The sequence below is a fragment of the Fodinicola feengrottensis genome (genome assembly GCF_039530045.1).
Classification (GTDB): Bacteria; Actinomycetota; Actinomycetes; order Mycobacteriales; family HKI-0501; genus Fodinicola; species Fodinicola feengrottensis.
In genome coordinates this window covers 199,952-215,349 of the sequence record NZ_BAAANY010000020.1, presented here as the reverse complement: position 1 = coordinate 215,349, position 15,398 = coordinate 199,952, and the positions used below count along the sequence as shown (strand labels likewise).

At 68.4% G+C, this 15,398-nt stretch carries 13 protein-coding genes; 10 read left to right on the top strand and 3 right to left on the bottom strand.

Annotation, left to right across the window (positions count from 1 at the left end; translation table 11 throughout):
• Positions 1 to 19: 19 nt before the first annotated feature.
• The 3 genes from ABD301_RS25150 to ABD301_RS25140 form a co-directional block, all read right to left on the bottom strand.
• On the bottom strand, positions 20 to 709 hold the full coding sequence (locus ABD301_RS25150; RefSeq protein WP_344312954.1) for a response regulator: 690 nt from the start codon (positions 707 to 709) through the stop codon (positions 20 to 22).
• Entirely contained in the window at positions 706 to 1,905 is a 1,200-nt protein-coding gene (locus ABD301_RS25145; RefSeq protein ID WP_344312952.1) for a sensor histidine kinase, read from the bottom strand. Before ABD301_RS25145 ends, ABD301_RS25150 begins: the two co-directional genes overlap by 4 nt.
• 309 nt (positions 1,906 to 2,214) lie before the next feature.
• Positions 2,215 to 3,111, bottom strand: coding sequence for a RecB family exonuclease (locus ABD301_RS25140; RefSeq protein WP_344312951.1), 897 nt, complete (start codon positions 3,109 to 3,111; stop codon positions 2,215 to 2,217).
• 98 nt (positions 3,112 to 3,209) lie between these two features.
• Between ABD301_RS25140 and ABD301_RS25135 the strand changes: the two genes are divergently transcribed.
• The 10 genes from ABD301_RS25135 (at position 3,210) to prcB (ending at position 15,393) form a co-directional block, all read left to right on the top strand.
• Entirely contained in the window at positions 3,210 to 4,409 is a 1,200-nt protein-coding gene (locus ABD301_RS25135; protein ID WP_344312949.1) for a site-2 protease family protein, read from the top strand.
• Positions 4,410 to 4,447: 38 nt separating this feature from the next.
• Entirely contained in the window at positions 4,448 to 5,377 is a 930-nt protein-coding gene (locus ABD301_RS25130) for a tRNA (adenine-N1)-methyltransferase (protein WP_163573376.1), read from the top strand.
• Positions 5,367 to 5,972 carry a hypothetical protein gene (locus ABD301_RS25125; RefSeq protein ID WP_163573377.1) on the top strand — a complete coding sequence of 202 codons (606 nt, stop codon included), beginning with the start codon at positions 5,367 to 5,369 and terminating at the stop codon, positions 5,970 to 5,972. Before ABD301_RS25130 ends, ABD301_RS25125 begins: the two co-directional genes overlap by 11 nt.
• 169 nt (positions 5,973 to 6,141) lie before the next feature.
• Positions 6,142 to 7,941: a proteasome ATPase gene (arc, locus tag ABD301_RS25120; RefSeq protein WP_390624314.1), complete on the top strand. Its 1,800-nt coding sequence runs from the start codon at positions 6,142 to 6,144 to the stop codon at positions 7,939 to 7,941.
• Positions 7,942 to 8,089: 148 nt separating this feature from the next.
• Positions 8,090 to 8,629: an acyltransferase gene (locus tag ABD301_RS25115; protein WP_344312947.1), complete on the top strand. Its 540-nt coding sequence runs from the start codon at positions 8,090 to 8,092 to the stop codon at positions 8,627 to 8,629.
• A 115-nt stretch (positions 8,630 to 8,744) separates the two neighbouring features.
• Positions 8,745 to 9,431, top strand: coding sequence for a VC0807 family protein (locus tag ABD301_RS25110; protein ID WP_344312946.1), 687 nt, complete (start codon positions 8,745 to 8,747; stop codon positions 9,429 to 9,431).
• Positions 9,432 to 9,679: 248 nt separating this feature from the next.
• Complete coding sequence (locus ABD301_RS25105; protein ID WP_344312945.1) at positions 9,680 to 12,502, top strand: AfsR/SARP family transcriptional regulator; 2,823 nt, start codon at positions 9,680 to 9,682, stop codon at positions 12,500 to 12,502.
• A 111-nt stretch (positions 12,503 to 12,613) separates the two neighbouring features.
• The gene (gene dop / locus ABD301_RS25100; RefSeq protein ID WP_344313246.1) at positions 12,614 to 14,116 is read left to right on the top strand and encodes a depupylase/deamidase Dop; all 1,503 of its coding nucleotides are present in this window, start codon (positions 12,614 to 12,616) and stop codon (positions 14,114 to 14,116) included.
• A 47-nt stretch (positions 14,117 to 14,163) separates the two neighbouring features.
• The gene (locus ABD301_RS25095; protein WP_425551979.1) at positions 14,164 to 14,442 is read left to right on the top strand and encodes a ubiquitin-like protein Pup; all 279 of its coding nucleotides are present in this window, start codon (positions 14,164 to 14,166) and stop codon (positions 14,440 to 14,442) included.
• Between the two features lie 111 nt (positions 14,443 to 14,553).
• Positions 14,554 to 15,393, top strand: a complete 840-nt coding sequence (prcB, locus tag ABD301_RS25090) for a proteasome subunit beta (protein WP_163573385.1) — start codon at positions 14,554 to 14,556, stop codon at positions 15,391 to 15,393.
• Positions 15,394 to 15,398 lie beyond the last annotated feature (5 nt).

The window sequence follows — 15,398 nt, the reverse complement described above, 5'->3', positions numbered from 1 at the left end:
GCTGAATATGAAACCCGGTTCAGGCACCTGGTCGGATGAGTCCCGATTCGTACGCGAGCACCACGGCTTGTACGCGATCCCGCAGCTCGAGCTTGGTCAGCACATGCCCGACGTGCGTCTTGACCGTCGTCTCGCCAAGCACCAGCTTGGCCGCGATCTCGGCGTTCGACAGGCCGCGGGCCATCAGCACCAGGACCTCCCGCTCGCGCTCGGTCAACGCCCCCAGTGCCGGCGCGGCCGGGGCGTTCGGGTCTGGCAACCGATCGGCGTAGCGGTCCAGCAGCCGGCGCAGGATCCGCGGCGCGACCACGGCCTCGCCGGAGGCCACCACGTGGATGGCGTCGACCAGGTCCTCGGCTGGCACGTCCTTGGACAGGAAGCCGCTGGCACCGGCGCGAAGCGCCCCCAACACGTACTCGTCGAGGTCGAACGTGGTGAGGATCAGCACCCGTACGGGCAGCTTCGCGGCGGTGATCCGGGCGGTCGCCTGGACGCCGTCGAGTCGCGGCATCCGGATGTCCATAAGAACCACATCGGGGAGCAGCCGGCGAGCCAGCTCGACCCCTTCCTCGCCATCGGAAGCCTCACCGATGACCTCGAGATCGGACTCGGTGCCGAGCACCATCCGAAAGCCGGTGCGCAGCAGTGGCTGGTCGTCGACGAGCAGGATTCGAACCGGCGGCTTCCCGCCTCCTTCGACGTCGTTCACGTACGTGATCCCCTTGTCTTGGCTGCTGGCCGATCGAACGGGACGGTCGCCCGCACGGTGTAGCCACCGTCTTCGCCCGGCCCGGTGTAAAGACTGCCGGCGTAGAGGCCGACCCGCTCGCGCATGCCGACCAGCCCGTGGCCACTGGCGTTGCCGCCGCCGGCCGGCCCTTTGCCGCGGTCCGTCACGACGACCTCGACGTCGGCGAGGCCATACCGTACGACTACCTCCGCCCGGGTCGGGCCGGCGTGTTTGAGAGTGTTCGTCAGGGCTTCCTGGACGATCCGGAACAACGTCAGGTCGACGCCGGAGTCCAGCGGCACCGGCTCGCCCTCGACCGTCAGCTGGACCGCGAGCCCGGCCTCGCCGACCTGGCCGACCAGGGTTTCCAATCCGGGCAGGCCCGGTTGCGGGGTGGTCGGCAGCGCGGTGTCCTGCTCGTCCCGTAGCACGTCCAGCAGCCGCCGCATCTCCCGCAGCGTGGCCCGCCCGGTCTCCTCGATCGTGGTCAGCGCCTCGTCGGCCACCTCCGGATGGGCGCGCAGCGTCCGGCGCGCGGCCGCCGCCATCACGCCCATGACGCTGATGTGGTGCGCCACCACGTCATGCAGCTCTCGGGCGATCCGCTGCCGCTCGGCCATCACCGCATCGCGGGCGGTTAGCTCGCGGGTCGTCTCGGCAGCGATCGCCCGTTGCTCCAAGGCGCTGACGAACGCCAGCCGGGTCCGCCGTACCGACCCGACCGCGAAGGCGATCAGGACTTCTAGACCGTTAAGCGCCCACACCAGCGGCTGGGCGTGCGACAGCACCAGCGCTCCAGCGATCCCCAGCACCACGATGCCCACCGCGCCGGCCGCCGTCGTCGGGCGCAACCGTGACGCGGCCGTGTAGATGACGATCAGGATGGAGATGCCTTCGGTGGTGTTCCCACCCACCAGTGGAACCGCGGCGACCGTCACGACCGCCACCGCCACCGCCGAGACCCACACCCAGCGTCGCACGGCGATCGGGACCACCCCGGCCGCGCAGACCGCGACCGCGAGCGGGATGTTCCTGGTCAGCTCCCCGGCCGCACCGGTCCCGGCGAACACCAGAAGGAGCAGTCCGAAGAGTGCGAACAACCCGACGGCCAGGGCCACGTCGGCCATCCAGGACGGCAGCGACATCAACCGCTGCAGACGACCCACACCCTTCACATACGTAACCGTAGCGTCGCCGTACGGCCCAGTACTCATCGTCAGGGGCCATCCGCGCCTCGTCCTGCGGGAGGACCTATCCCGCCCTGCGGCCGCTGGCTCGTTTCGTACGCACCGGTCCATGCGGCCAGACAGTGCCGGACGGTCGTACGGACCTCGGGCAGCTCAGCCAGCGAGGCCCGACGCCGAGTGCGGGACTTTAACCCGCTCTCGACGTCGAGCGCAGAACAAAGTCCGACACTCGACGAAAACCCAGCCTGACAGGGAGGGCAGGTGGGGCATAAACCGGACAGGACCGAACCCGCGGACTCAGTCCTCGCTGGCGGGGGTGATCACGAGCGGCTCGCCGGGGGTGGGAAGCACCTCGGGAAACGGCGGGGGAGTGCCGCCCTTGGCGGGGCACAGCGCCTGGTGGTCACACCAGCCGCACAACTTACTCGGGTTGGGGCGAAAATCCCGCTGAGTCGTGGCGCGGTCGATGGCCGCCCAGAGCGCCTGCAGATTCCGCTCGAACCGACGCAGCTCATCGACGTCCGGCGCGTAGTCGAGGATCTCCCGGTCGCCCAGATACATCAGCCGGAGCAGCCTGGGAACCACGTCGCGGGACCGCCACAGCACCAGGGCGTAGAACTTCAGCTGGAAAAGTGCCTTGCCCTCGAAGGCTTCCCGGGGCGCCGCGCCGGTTTTGTAGTCGACGACCCGCATGTCGCCGGTTGGCGCGACATCGAGCCGGTCGACGAATCCGCGCAGCCGCAGACCCGACTCCAGCACCACCTCGACCAGCTGTTCCCGCTCGGCCGGCTCCAGCCTGTTTGGGTCCTCCAGCTGGAAATAGCCGTCGAGCATGCCCCGAGCGGTCTTCAGCCAGGTCGCCAACGAATCCGCGTCCTGGAAGAGCTCACCGAGAGCGGGCTCGGCTTCGCGCAGTTTGTCCCACTCCGGCGCGAGCAGCTCGGCCGCGTGCTCCACCGTCCGTTCACCAGGGGCGACATCGAAAAGACGCTCCAAAACGGCGTGTACGAGAGTGCCGCGGGCGGTGGCGACGGTCGGCTTCTGCGGCAGCCGGTCGATGGCCCGGAAACGGTAGAGCAACGGGCAGGTCTTGAAATCGCTGGCTCGCGACGGCGAGAGCGATCCCCGGACATCGCCATGCGTACGGGTCGATGCCGGGTCGATTGCATGGTCGATCGGGAGCACAGCGGACATGGCTCCCAGGCTAGGCCAGACCACCGACAGTGTTCGGCAGACTCGCCACGAACCCTGTGCGGCGTCCGAGCGTCGTCGACCCGCCGTAGCATCGGGGGATGGCAACACAGCAGCCCTACGACGCGTCCAACAGGCGAGACGAGATCTCGTCGGCCGGGCGCGGCTGGCGGGTGGGACGGGTTTTCGGGATCCCGGTCTTCGTCTCGCCGATGTGGTTCGTGATCGCCGCGATTCTCGTCTATTCGTACGGCAGCTGGGTCCGGTACACGTCTCCAACGCTGAACACCGTGCAGACCTACCTGGTGTCCTTCGTTTTCGTGCTGCTGCTGTTGGGATCGGTGTTTCTGCACGAGCTCGGGCACGCGCTCGCGAGCAAGGCGTACGGGATCAGGGTCTACGCGATGACGCTGTGGATGCTGGGCGGTCTGACAGAGACCGATGCCGAGGACCGGCGGCCGGGCGTCGACTTCGTGATCGCGCTCGCCGGACCCGCGGTGAACCTCGTGCTGGGCGTGATTGGCGGCGTCGCGGCGTTCCTGATCAGCCCGCAACTGGCTTTGACGCAGGCGTTCATTCTCCAGTTGGCCTGGGCGAACCTGTATGTGGGGGTTTTCAACCTGCTGCCGGGACTGCCGCTGGATGGTGGCACGATGTTGCGCGCGGTCGTCTGGAAAGTCACCTCGAACCGGTTCCTCAGCACCAGGGTCGCCGGCTGGGTCGGCCGGGTCGTCGCGATCGCTGTCGTCGGGGTGGCGTTGTTCGGCGTGACCAACGGCGCCACCGCGTTCTCCTTCGGCTTGCTCTTCACGCTCACAATCGCCTGGTTCCTGTGGAACGGTGCGACGCAGGCGATCCGGGCGGGCACCTTGGGCGACCGGTTCGGGTTGCTGCATGCCGGCCGGATGGCAGCGCCGGCGCTGTTGGTGCCGGCCGACCTGCCGCTGGCGGAGGCGCTGCGGCGGGCCGCCGAGGCCGGCCGGCCGGGCATTGTCGTGGTCGACTCGGAAAACCGGCCGGAATCGATCGTGTCCGGCGAGGCAGTCGCCGCGACACCGGAGGATCGCCGCCCGTGGATGCCCGTCTCGTCGGCGGCCCGTAGCCTTGCGCCCGGGCTAGTGCTGCCGGCCACCCTCGCCGGCGAGGACATGATCCGCGCAGTGCAGGCCGCCCCGGCCACCGAGTATCTGGTCGTCAGCGAGCTCTCCCCGAGCGGGCAAGTGGCCGGCGGTCAGGTCGTCGGCGTGCTCGCGGCCCGGTCCATCGCGGACGTGCTGGACCCGCACCAGACCGTAAAGTAAGACGGCTTTTCCACCAATCGAACAGAAGGCCAGGCACGTTGACAAGCAGCCACGGCGGCGCTTTCCAACCCGGCGACCGGGTGCAGCTCACCGACCCCAAGGGGCGCCTGCACACCGTCGTACTGGAAGCCGGAAAGACATTCCACACCCACCGCGGCGCGCTGGCGCATGACGACCTCATCGGTGCCCCGGAGGGCAGCGTTGTCACGTCCAGCGGTGCTACCGGTTACCTGGCCTTGCGGCCGCGGCTGGCCGACTACGTGCTGTCGATGCCGCGCGGCGCCGCGGTGGTCTATCCCAAGGACGCGGCCCAAATCGTGTCCGAGGGCGACATCTTCCCGGGCGCCCGGGTGCTGGAGGCCGGCGCCGGCTCCGGCGCGCTGACCTGCTCGTTGCTGCGCGCGGTCGGGCCGGAGGGCGAGGTGCACTCGTACGAGCGACGGGCCGATTTCGCCGAGGTGGCGAGTCGGAACGTGGAGAACTTCTTCGGCAAACTCCCGTCCAACTGGCGGCTGACTGTCGGCGACGTGACCGGCGCGGCGGACGATCTGGAGCCGGCCAGCGTGCACCGGGTCATTCTGGACATGCTGGCGCCCTGGGAGGTGCTCGGCCCGATCGGCCAGGTGCTGATCCCCGGCGGCGTACTGGTGGCGTATGTGGCGACCACGACCCAGCTGTCCGCGGTCGTCGAGGCGATGCGCGAGCACGGGTCGTTCACCGAGCCCAGGGCTTGGGAAACGCTCGTACGAGAGTGGAGCGCGGAGGGCCTCGCGGTCCGCCCGTCGCACCGGATGATCGGCCACACCGCGTTTCTGGTGTCCGCACGCCGGTTGGCCGACGGCGTCACGATGCCGCGCCGGCAGCGCAAGCCCTCCAAGGGCGTCGAGGCGTACCAAGCCCAGCGCAGTGCGGCCGCCGCTAGGGTGGCCGAAGACGACCGTACGACTGGGGGCTCGGATGTTCGGTAAATCCCGCGACCACGACGACCGGCGAAGCTCCAGCCTCGACGGTGTCGTGTTTCCGGACTGGTCCCCCTACAACGACCTCGCGGAGGCCGCGAAGGCTTACCTGCGTGACCCTGAGCTGGCCCTGGAGGACCTCACCCCGGTGCTCGGCGACCGGCCGGTCCTCGGGTTCACGCTGGAGCGGGTGGTGCTCGACGGCGGCCAGGTCTGGCAGGAGGTCGTGCTCTGCGACGGCGACCGGCTGGTGCTGTGGCACGGCGAGGATGTCCCGGATGCTGGGATGGGTGCGATGACCTCCGCCGTCCGGATCACCCCGCTGGCCTCGGTGGCCGAGGTGGGCACTCGGCGGCACCTGACGCGGGACGACGACGGCGTCAGCAAGGTGTCCGAGATCGAGGCATATGTCCTCCTTCGTACGCTAGATGAGGCCGAACAACTGGAGCAGCCGGAAGGGACGGCCACGGTGATCAGGCACGACGCCATCCGGTTCGCCAAGACGGTGGCCAACGGCGGCGAGGGCCAGGTCCGCCGTGTTCAGGAGTTCGTCCGGCTGGTCGCCACCCGGGTAGGGTCCGGTATGCCCGGCTCCGCTCCGTAATTGGCCACATTTGGTCGGCCGGGGCGTGTTCAATGGCGCTCGGTAACCGAGTGGAAACGCTTTCCTGCAACGATCTGGGCGTGCGGCTGCCAGCATGCGGTCGTGGAACCGTTTAGGCTTTAACTGGGCCGTATCCCGAAGGGGATGCCCGTCAGGGAGGTGAGTGCTCGTGTCGGATGACCGGGAGAACGCTTCGGCTCGTGCTGCGCGGTACGAGAGAGAGGTCCAGGACCTCAACTCGCAGATCGGGTTCCTGCAGGAGGAGGTTTCGCTCCTACGCCGGAAGCTGACCGAGGGGCCGCGGCATGTCCGCGGGATCGAGGAACGGCTCGCGGCCGCCCACGCGAATGTGGCGCGGCTCGGCGAGCAGAACGAGAAGTTGGTGTCCACGCTGCGCGACGCGCGCGAGCAGATCATCCAGCTCAAGGAGGAAATCGACCGGCTGGCCCAGCCACCGAGCGGTTTCGGGGTTGTCCTGGAGCTCCAGGAGGACAACACGGTCGACGTGTTCACCGGCGGCCGCAAGCTGCGCGTCGCGGTGTCGCCGTCGGTCGAGGTCGACCAGCTGGCCAAGGGCCAGGAAGTGCTGCTCAACGACTCACTGAACGTGGTGCTGGCGCTCGGCTTCGAGCGGGCCGGCGAGATCGTCAGCCTCAAGGAGCTGCTGCACAACGCGGACGGCGTCGCCGACCGCGCGTTGGTGGTGGGCCGGGCCGACGAGGAGCGGGTGGTCTACCTGGCCGACTCGCTCAAGGACACGCCCATCCGGGCCGGCGACGCGCTGCTGATGGAGACCCGCAGCGGATATGTGTACGAGCGGATCCCCAAGTCCGAGGTCGAGGAGCTGGTGCTGGAAGAGGTGCCGGACATCGACTACACGTCGATCGGTGGCCTGGCCAGCCAGATCGAGGCGATCCGGGACGCCGTCGAGCTGCCGTTCCTGCACGCGGACCTGTTCCGCGAGCACGAGCTGCGCCCGCCCAAGGGCATCCTGCTGTACGGTCCGCCCGGTTGCGGTAAGACGCTGATCGCCAAGGCGGTCGCCAACTCGCTGGCCAAGAAGGTCGCCGAGGTGCGCGGCGAACAGGGCGCCGGCGGCGATCGCAACGCCAAGTCGTACTTCCTGAACATCAAGGGCCCGGAGCTGCTGAACAAGTACGTCGGCGAGACCGAGCGGCACATCCGGCTGGTGTTCCAGCGGGCTCGGGAGAAGGCGTCCGAGGGCACCCCGGTCATCGTGTTCTTCGACGAGATGGACTCGATTTTCCGTACTCGTGGCTCGGGGGTGTCCTCCGACGTGGAGAACACCATCGTGCCGCAGCTGCTGTCGGAGATCGACGGCGTCGAGGGCCTGGAGAACGTGATCGTGATCGGCGCCTCCAACCGGGAGGACATGATCGACCCGGCCATCCTGCGCCCCGGCCGGCTCGACGTGAAGATCAAGATCGAGCGCCCGGACGCCGAGGCGGCCCGGGACATCTTCTCCAAATACATCACCACGTCGGTGCCGCTGCACCACGACGACCTGGCCGAGCACGGCAGCGACCGGCAGGCCACCGTCGGCGAGATGATCCAGCGGGTCGTCGAGCGGATGTACACCGAGTCCGACGAGAACCGCTTCCTGGAAGTCACGTATGCCAACGGTGACAAGGAAGTCCTCTACTTCAAGGACTTCAACTCCGGCGCGATGATCCAGAACATCGTCGACCGGGCCAAGAAGATGGCGATCAAGGACTTCCTGCTCACCGGCGGCAAGGGCCTGCGGATGCAGCACCTGCTGGACGCGTGCGTGGACGAGTTCCGGGAGAACGAGGACCTCCCGAACACCACCAACCCGGACGACTGGGCCCGCATCTCCGGCAAGAAGGGCGAGCGGATCGTCTACATCCGGACGCTCGTCACCGGCAGCAAGGGCGCCGAGGCCGGCCGCTCCATCGACACCATCGCCAACACCGGCCAATACCTGTAGAGCCGTTGGGATAGCCGCCTGCCGGCGGTGTCGCAATCGGAATCCGATTGCGACACCGCCGCCTTGCTGAGCTGGGCAGATGCTCTCGCCCGTGACAATCGGACAGCCACCCGGCAGGTGCGCCGGCAGCGTCCGAAACAATGAACTCATGACGACGACCGAGGCTCCGTACATCCACCCGACCGCCAGCGCCGACGAGGGCGCGCAGATCGGCGCTGGTACGAAGGTGTGGCACCTCTCGTACGTACGTTCCGGCGCGAAGGTCGGGCGGGACTGCAATCTCGGCCGCAACGTGTATGTCGACCCGGGTGCGGTGGTGGGGGACCGCTGCAAAATTCAGAACAACGTCTCGGTCTACGTCGGTGTGACCCTGGAAGACGAGGTTTTTGTCGGCCCGTCCGCGGTCTTCACGAACGACCTGAATCCGCGCGCCGCCAAGGAAGACTGGACGGTGACACCCACGCTCGTACGCCGCGGCGCAACCATCGGCGGCGGCGTGACGGTCGTCTGTGGGGTGGAGATCGGTGAGTACGCGTTCGTGGCCGCCGGCGCCGTCGTCACCAAGGATGTCGAGGCGTACCGACTGGTAGTGGGTAACCCGGCCCGTCCGGTCGCCTGGGTGAACCGCGACGGCGATGTCGTCTCCCGCGCGTCGGAGCGTCCTGAAGACGGCGTTCTCAAAGCCTGAGGGTGGAGCCCTCCACCCGCGGGTGGAGGTTGGCGGACCCACCCGAGGACCGAAGAACAGCAACGAAAACGTCCATAGTGTTCTCCCCATCAGCCGATTCGACGGGGAGACCCAGATGACAGAGCCAGTCGCACAGACCGCCACCGGGAGCGCCGCGAAGAGCGCTCGAAAGGCGATGGTCATCTCCCTGTTCTTGGACATGGGGCTGTCGATCGTGGCGTATTACGGCCTTCGCATGCTGGGCGCCGACCAGTACGTCGCACTGCTGGCCGGCACGGTCGTCGCCGGCCTCCGGATCGTCTACGTTGCCCTCAAGGCACGCCGGTTGGACGGTTTCGCGGTCTTCATGATGGGCACGTTCGGGGTCAGCCTCGGACTGTCGTTCCTCACCGGCGACGCGCGTTTCCTGCTGTTGAAGGACTCGATTGGTACCAGCGTGGTTGGCGCGATCTTCCTGATCAGCACGGTGATCGGGAAGCCGGTCATCTTCCACGCGGCCCGCCGATTCACCTCGGCGACGCCGGAGAAGGCTCAGCAGTGGGAGCAGCGCTGGCAGACCGAGCCGGCCGTACGACACACTTTCCGGGTCCTGTCGACAGTGTGGGGCTGCGGTCTGCTGCTGGAGGCGGCGATCCGGATCCCGCTGGTCTACCTGCTGCCGATCGACGTGATGGCGGGCCTCGCGCAGGTGTTCGGCCTCTTCTTCATCGGCCCGCTGATCGTTTGGATGATGTGGTACGTGAAGCGCCGGACCGGCAGCTTCAAGGTCAGCAACGCCCACCAGGTGGCAGCCGTCGTTTGACCGTACGAGAAAACGAGCCGACCGGATCATCCCGGCCGGCTCGTTTCTCGTACCACTGGCGGTGACGTTGTTCACCTGGCCCGCCCAGGCGACCAACCTGCGAACGTTCCCGGCCAAAGGCGGGGGCCAGCTGGCCCTACGATCCTTCCGCCGCGGTCGAAACCGCCGGTGGGGACGTGACGACTAAATCGATTCGTCTCATGATTGTGGGACGATTCCGGTCGTCGAAACCGTCAGCGGGGGTGCGGATGCGAGGGCGTACCGAGTGCCGGCTGTTGGGGCCGTTCGAGGTACGCGTCGACGGCGCCCTCGTGCCGGTCCGCGGCCGGCAGCGGATCGCGCTCGCTGCGCTGGCCCTGTCCGCCGGGCGGGTGCTGCCGATTGACACGCTGATCGACCGCGTCTGGGAGGACGAGCCGCCGCGGCAGGCCCGGGCCAGCCTGCAGACGCTGGTCACCCGGCTGCGCCGGCTGCTCGGCGCGGACCTGATCGAGACGTCCGGCCCGGGTTACCGGCTGCGAACGCAGGTCTGCACCACCGATCTGATCCGGTTCCGCGAGCTGGTGTCACGGGCCCGTGAAGTGGCCGCCCAGGGCGATGGCTACGCCGAGCTTGACCTGCTCCGGGAGGCGATCGGGCTGTGGGCCGGCGAGCCGCTTTCCGACCTGCCGTCGGTCCGGCTTCAAGCGGACGCGGCGGGGATCGTCGAGGAAGGATTCCGGGCACTGGAGCGCCGGCTCGACATCGACTTGGCCGCCGGGCGGCACCGCGAGGTGCTCGGAGAGCTACGTTCGATGGTCAGCCGGTATCCGCTCCGCGAAACGCTCTGGGAGCGGCTGATGCTGGCGCTGCACCGAGCTGGCCGGCGAGCCGATGCGCTCGCCGCGTACGAGGAAGCGGCCAAGGTGATCCGCGGCCAACTCGGGCTGGATCCCGGCCGGCGGATGACCGTGCTGCGGGAGGCGATCCTGCAGGACGGTACGGCCGCGGCGTACGAGCCGGCGCCGGCTGACGCCGCCGAGGCCACGCCCGTACCAGCCGGCGCCTGGACGCCTCGCCAGCTGCCGCCGGACATCGCCGGCTTCGTCGGCCGGGCCGCGGACCTCGCCGTCCTCGACGAGCTGGTCGACGAGACGATCGACGCCCGGGTCGTCACCGCCGCGGTCGACGGGCCAGCCGGGATTGGCAAGACCGCGCTGGTGGTGCACTGGGCGCATCGGGTCAGCGGCCACTTCCCGGACGGCCAGCTCTACGTCAACCTGCACGGATACGGCACCGAGAAGCCGGTCGAAACGGCCGGCGCGCTGGATTTCATGCTCCGGTCGCTGGGCGTGCCGGCGGCCCGGATCCCGCCGGACCTGGACGCCCGCTCGGCGCTGCTGCGCAGCGAGCTGGCCGGGCGCCGGCTGCTGGTCATCCTGGACAACGCCCGCGACAGCGAACAGGTCCGGCCGTTGCTGCCCGGCAGCGGGTCGTTGGCGCTGATCACCGGCCGTCGGCAGCTGCGCAGCCTGGCGGTCCGCGAGGGCGCCCGACGGATCACCCTCGGCCTGCTCGACGACATGGACGCCGTCGCCCTGCTGCATCGGGTGCTGGGCGCGGAACGGGTACGACACGACCCGGCCGCGGCGGTAGAGGTCGTGGACCTGTGCGCACGGCTGCCGCTGGCCCTTCGGGTGGTGGCCGAGTACGCCGCCCGGCGGCTGGACGAGCCGCTCGCCGAGGTCGCAGCGGACCTGCGCGCCCAACGGTCCCGGCTGGACGCACTGTCGGCGGACGACGGTGTCTCCACGGACCTGCGAGCAGTGTTTTCGTGGTCGTACAACGCCTTGAGTGACAGCGCGGCCCGGATGTTCCGGCTGCTCGGCCTGTCGCCGGGCACCGAGTTCAGCGCTTGCGCGGCGGCGGCTTTGGCGGGTCTCGGTGTTCGGCCGGCCAGCCAGCTGCTGGACGAGTTGACCGCCGTTCACCTGCTGGCGAACCCGACGCCCGGCCGCTACGAGTTCCACGACCTGCTCGGTGAGTACGCCCGCGAGCGGGCCGAGCTGCAGGAGTCCGACGGCGACCGGGAGGCCGCCGAGAATCGGCTGCTGGACTGGTATCTGCGGACTGCCGTCAACGCGCGGGCGAAGCTGACCACGTACCGCTTTATCGAGAAGCCGTCGCCGCCGGCCGGTCCTGACCCGGTGCCGGACTTTGCCGGATATGACGACGCCACCGCCTGGTTCGAGGGGCAGTGGCGGACCATCCTGTCCCTGATCGACCGGATCGCGAGCGCTGGACCGGACTCCGGCCGGACCCGGCAGACAGTGCTGCTGAGCCTCGCCATCTGGGACTTCCTCTGGCTGACCGGCTACCGGCACGACCTGCCCCGGTTGTACGAGCGGGCGTTGGCGGCGGCCAGGGAGATCGGTGCCGGGATGCTGGAAGGCCTTTGCCTGACCTTCCTGGCGGTCGTCTATCGATGGATCGGCCAGTTGGAAAGGGCGCTGCGGGCCGGCGCCGACGCGGTGGACCTCTTCATCCGCCTCGGGTCGGTCGAGTACGAGGCGTTCGCGCTGGTCCGGATGGCCAACGGGCTGGCGGCTATTGGCGAGAACGACCTCGCCTGCGCGGCCTTGGAAAGGGTGTTGCTGCTGAGCCGCGCCGACGTCGACCTGACCGTGCGCGGGGATGCTCAAAATCATTTGGCGATCGCCGAGATGCGCCGGGGAAAGTTCGATGCGGCGATCGCGCACGGCCAGCTCGCCGTGGAGACCTTCCGGCAGCTGGGCGATCGCGTCCGGATGACGGCCGCCCTCGACACGTACGCGGAGGCGCTGGAGAGCTCTGGCCAGCCGGAGCTGTCCTGGCCGAGCTATCGGGAAGCGCTCGCACTGACCCGGGAGATCCACACCATCCCCTGGCAGGCGTTGGTGCTTTATCACTACGGACGGTCGCTGCGGGTGGCCGGCGAGGTCGACCGCGCCGTGACGGCATGGCGGGAGGCGTACGACCTTTTCCTATGGGTAGGCGATCCGACCGCGGACACCGTCCGGGATCTGCTGGCCGAACTGGATAGACAGCCATAAAACCCTTGCTAGGGGGTTTTCTTCACAACCTGCGGCTCGTCAGATCACCCACACACCGGCGCGACGGTCGGTGCCGGCTATTAGGCTGTTGTAGTGACGACACGACGGGTAATGGGCACCGAGGTCGAGTACGGCATCGCGGTGCCCGGCCAGCCGCAGGCCAATCCGATGGTCACCTCCTCACTGGTCGTGAACGCGTACGGATCGCGTGAGGAGCTGACCCGGCAGCGCCGGACCCGGTGGGACTACGAGGAAGAGTCGCCGTTGCGCGACGCGCGCGGCTTCACCTTCGGCGGCGCGCTGTATGACCCGGCCGAGGCGCTGGCCGACGAGGACCTCGGGCTGGCGAACCTGATCCTGACCAATGGTGCCCGGCTCTACGTCGACCACGCCCACCCGGAGTATTCGACGCCCGAGGTGATGTCGCCGCTGGACATCGTGCTGTGGGACAAGGCCGGCGAGCGGGTGATGACCGAGGCCGCCCAGCGGGCCGCCTCGGTGCCCGGCGCGCCGACGCTGCAGCTCTACAAGAACAACACCGACAACAAGGGCGCCTCGTACGGCTCGCATGAGAACTACCTGATGAGCCGGCAAACGCCGTTCGCCGAGATCGTCACCCACCTGACACCGTTTTTCGTGACCCGGCAGGTGATCTGCGGGGCCGGCCGGGTCGGCATCGGACAGGACGGGTCGCAGGACGGCTTCCAGCTGTCCCAGCGAGCTGACTACTTCGAGGTCGAGGTCGGGTTGGAGACGACCCTCAAGCGGCCGATCATCAACACCCGCGACGAGCCACACGCGGACGCCGACAAGTATCGCCGGCTGCACGTCATCATCGGCGACGCGAACCTCTGTGAGGTGTCGACGTATTTGAAGGTCGGCACGACAGCGCTGGTGCTGGCGATGATCGAGGCCCGGTTCCTGCCCGATGACCTGGGCATCGCCGAGCCGGTCGGCGAGCTGCACCGGATTTCCCATGACGTCTCGCTCAAACACCAGGTCCGGATGCGCGACGGACGCCGGCTGACCGCGCTGCAGATCCAGCACGAGTACTGCCAGCGGGCCCGCAAGTTCGTCGAGGACCGGTATGGAACGGACGCCGACGAGCAGACCGTGGATGTGCTCAACCGGTGGGAGTCGGTGCTGGAGCGGCTCGGCGACGACCCGATGAAGTGTTCCCGCGAGCTGGACTGGGTGGCCAAGCTGCGGCTGCTGCAGGGCTACCGGGACCGCGACCGGCTCGGTTGGGGTTCGTCCCGGCTGCAGCTGGTCGATCTGCAGTATGCGGACGTGCGGCCGGACAAGGGGCTCTACAACCGGCTGGTGGCCCGGGATGCGGTGGAACGGCTGGTCACCGAGGAGCAGGTGCTCGCGGCCACCACCAACCCGCCGGAGGAGACCCGGGCATATTTCCGGGGTCGCTGCCTGCGTAAGTTCGGCGCCTCGGTGGTGGCCGCAAGCTGGGATTCGGTGATTTTCGACGTGGGCCGCGAGTCGCTCGTACGGGTGCCGATGATGGAGCCCACTCGCGGCACCGCTGCCCATGTCAAGGACCTGCTAGACCGCTGTGACACCGCCGAGCAGCTGATCGACGCCATCACCGGTTCGCGCTAACCCCAGCCGCTCGTTCGCGAAGGCGGCGCCGGATTGCGTTGCGCGGCATGGCGTTGTCGGTTCGGCGAGATATCGTTTGGGTCAGGACGTTGATGCTCAAGCCGACACCGGGAGTGCCGATGGCAACGCGAGAGAGTGGCGGTCAGCAGCACCGCAGGAACGTCGAGGACGAGGAAACGCCGGCGCCGGAGGCGAATCCTGAGGTCGCCGAGCGGCACGAAAAGCTCTCCGACGACGTCGACGACGTGTTGGACGAGATCGACTCGGTGCTCGAGGAGAATGCCGAGGAGTTCGTCCGTGGTTATGTCCAGAAGGGCGGCCAGTAGGGGCCGTGCCGCGGGCGGGCGTTTCGGCCCGCCCGTAGCATGACCACCGCCGGCGCGACCGGTATCGTCTGCAAGCTCGTTGAAGCCGCCGACCCATAGGAGAGAACCCACGTGGCTGCTGGTTCCGCCTCGTACGGACGCCTGCCGGAATCCTTCAGCACCCCGGGCACGTCGTCGTTCACCGATCTGCTCGGTCAGGTCGCGCCCGAGTTGCTGCCCGGCCGGCGGGCCATGCCGCCCGGGAACGCTGGCCATCTGAGCGCGCACGGCACCACCATCGTCGCCTTGCAATATGCCGGCGGCGTGGTGATGGCCGGCGACCGGCGGGCCACCGCCGGCAACATGATCGCCAACCGCGACATGCGCAAGGTCTACCCCGCTGACGAGTTCTCGGTGATCGGCATCGCCGGCAGCGCGGGCCTCGCCCTGGAGTTCGTCCGGCTTTTCCAGGTTGAGCTGGAGCATTACGAGAAGATGGAGGGCGTCATGCTGTCGCTCTCCGGCAAGGCCACCAAGCTGGCCAACATGGTGCGCGGCAACCTCGCCGCCGCCATGCAGGGGCTCGCGGTGGTGCCGCTGTTCGCCGGCATCGACCCGGATGCCGCCGACCCGGCGAGCAGCGGTCGCATCTGGTCGTACGACCCGACCGGCGGGCCGTATCCAGAGCAGAAGTTCCACTCGGTCGGTTCGGGCTCGATCTTCGCCCGCAACTCGATGAAGAAGCTCTACCGTGACGACCTTGACGGAGATCGGGCGGTCCGGCTGGCGATCGAGGCCTTGTACGACGCGGCCGACGACGACACCGCGACCGGCGGACCCGATCTCGGTCGGCAGATCTTCCCGCTGGTGTTCCAGGTGGACATCGACGGGGCCCGCGAGATCGACGGGGACACCATCGCCGCCCTGACGCGGACGGTGGTCCAGGACCGGACCGCCAACCCCGGCGGCTGACCAGC

Coding starts and splice junctions, on each gene's coding strand:
- ABD301_RS25115 (WP_344312947.1), top strand. CDS start 8,090: ATGACGACGACCGAGGCTCCGTACATCCACCCGACCGCCAGCGCCGAC.
- ABD301_RS25105 (WP_344312945.1), top strand. CDS start 9,680: ATGCGAGGGCGTACCGAGTGCCGGCTGTTGGGGCCGTTCGAGGTACGC.
- ABD301_RS25135 (WP_344312949.1), top strand. CDS start 3,210: ATGGCAACACAGCAGCCCTACGACGCGTCCAACAGGCGAGACGAGATC.
- ABD301_RS25125 (WP_163573377.1), top strand. CDS start 5,367: ATGTTCGGTAAATCCCGCGACCACGACGACCGGCGAAGCTCCAGCCTC.
- ABD301_RS25140 (WP_344312951.1), bottom strand. CDS start 3,111: ATGTCCGCTGTGCTCCCGATCGACCATGCAATCGACCCGGCATCGACC.
- ABD301_RS25095 (WP_425551979.1), top strand. CDS start 14,164: ATGGCGTTGTCGGTTCGGCGAGATATCGTTTGGGTCAGGACGTTGATG.
- ABD301_RS25110 (WP_344312946.1), top strand. CDS start 8,745: ATGACAGAGCCAGTCGCACAGACCGCCACCGGGAGCGCCGCGAAGAGC.
- dop (WP_344313246.1), top strand. CDS start 12,614: ATGGGCACCGAGGTCGAGTACGGCATCGCGGTGCCCGGCCAGCCGCAG.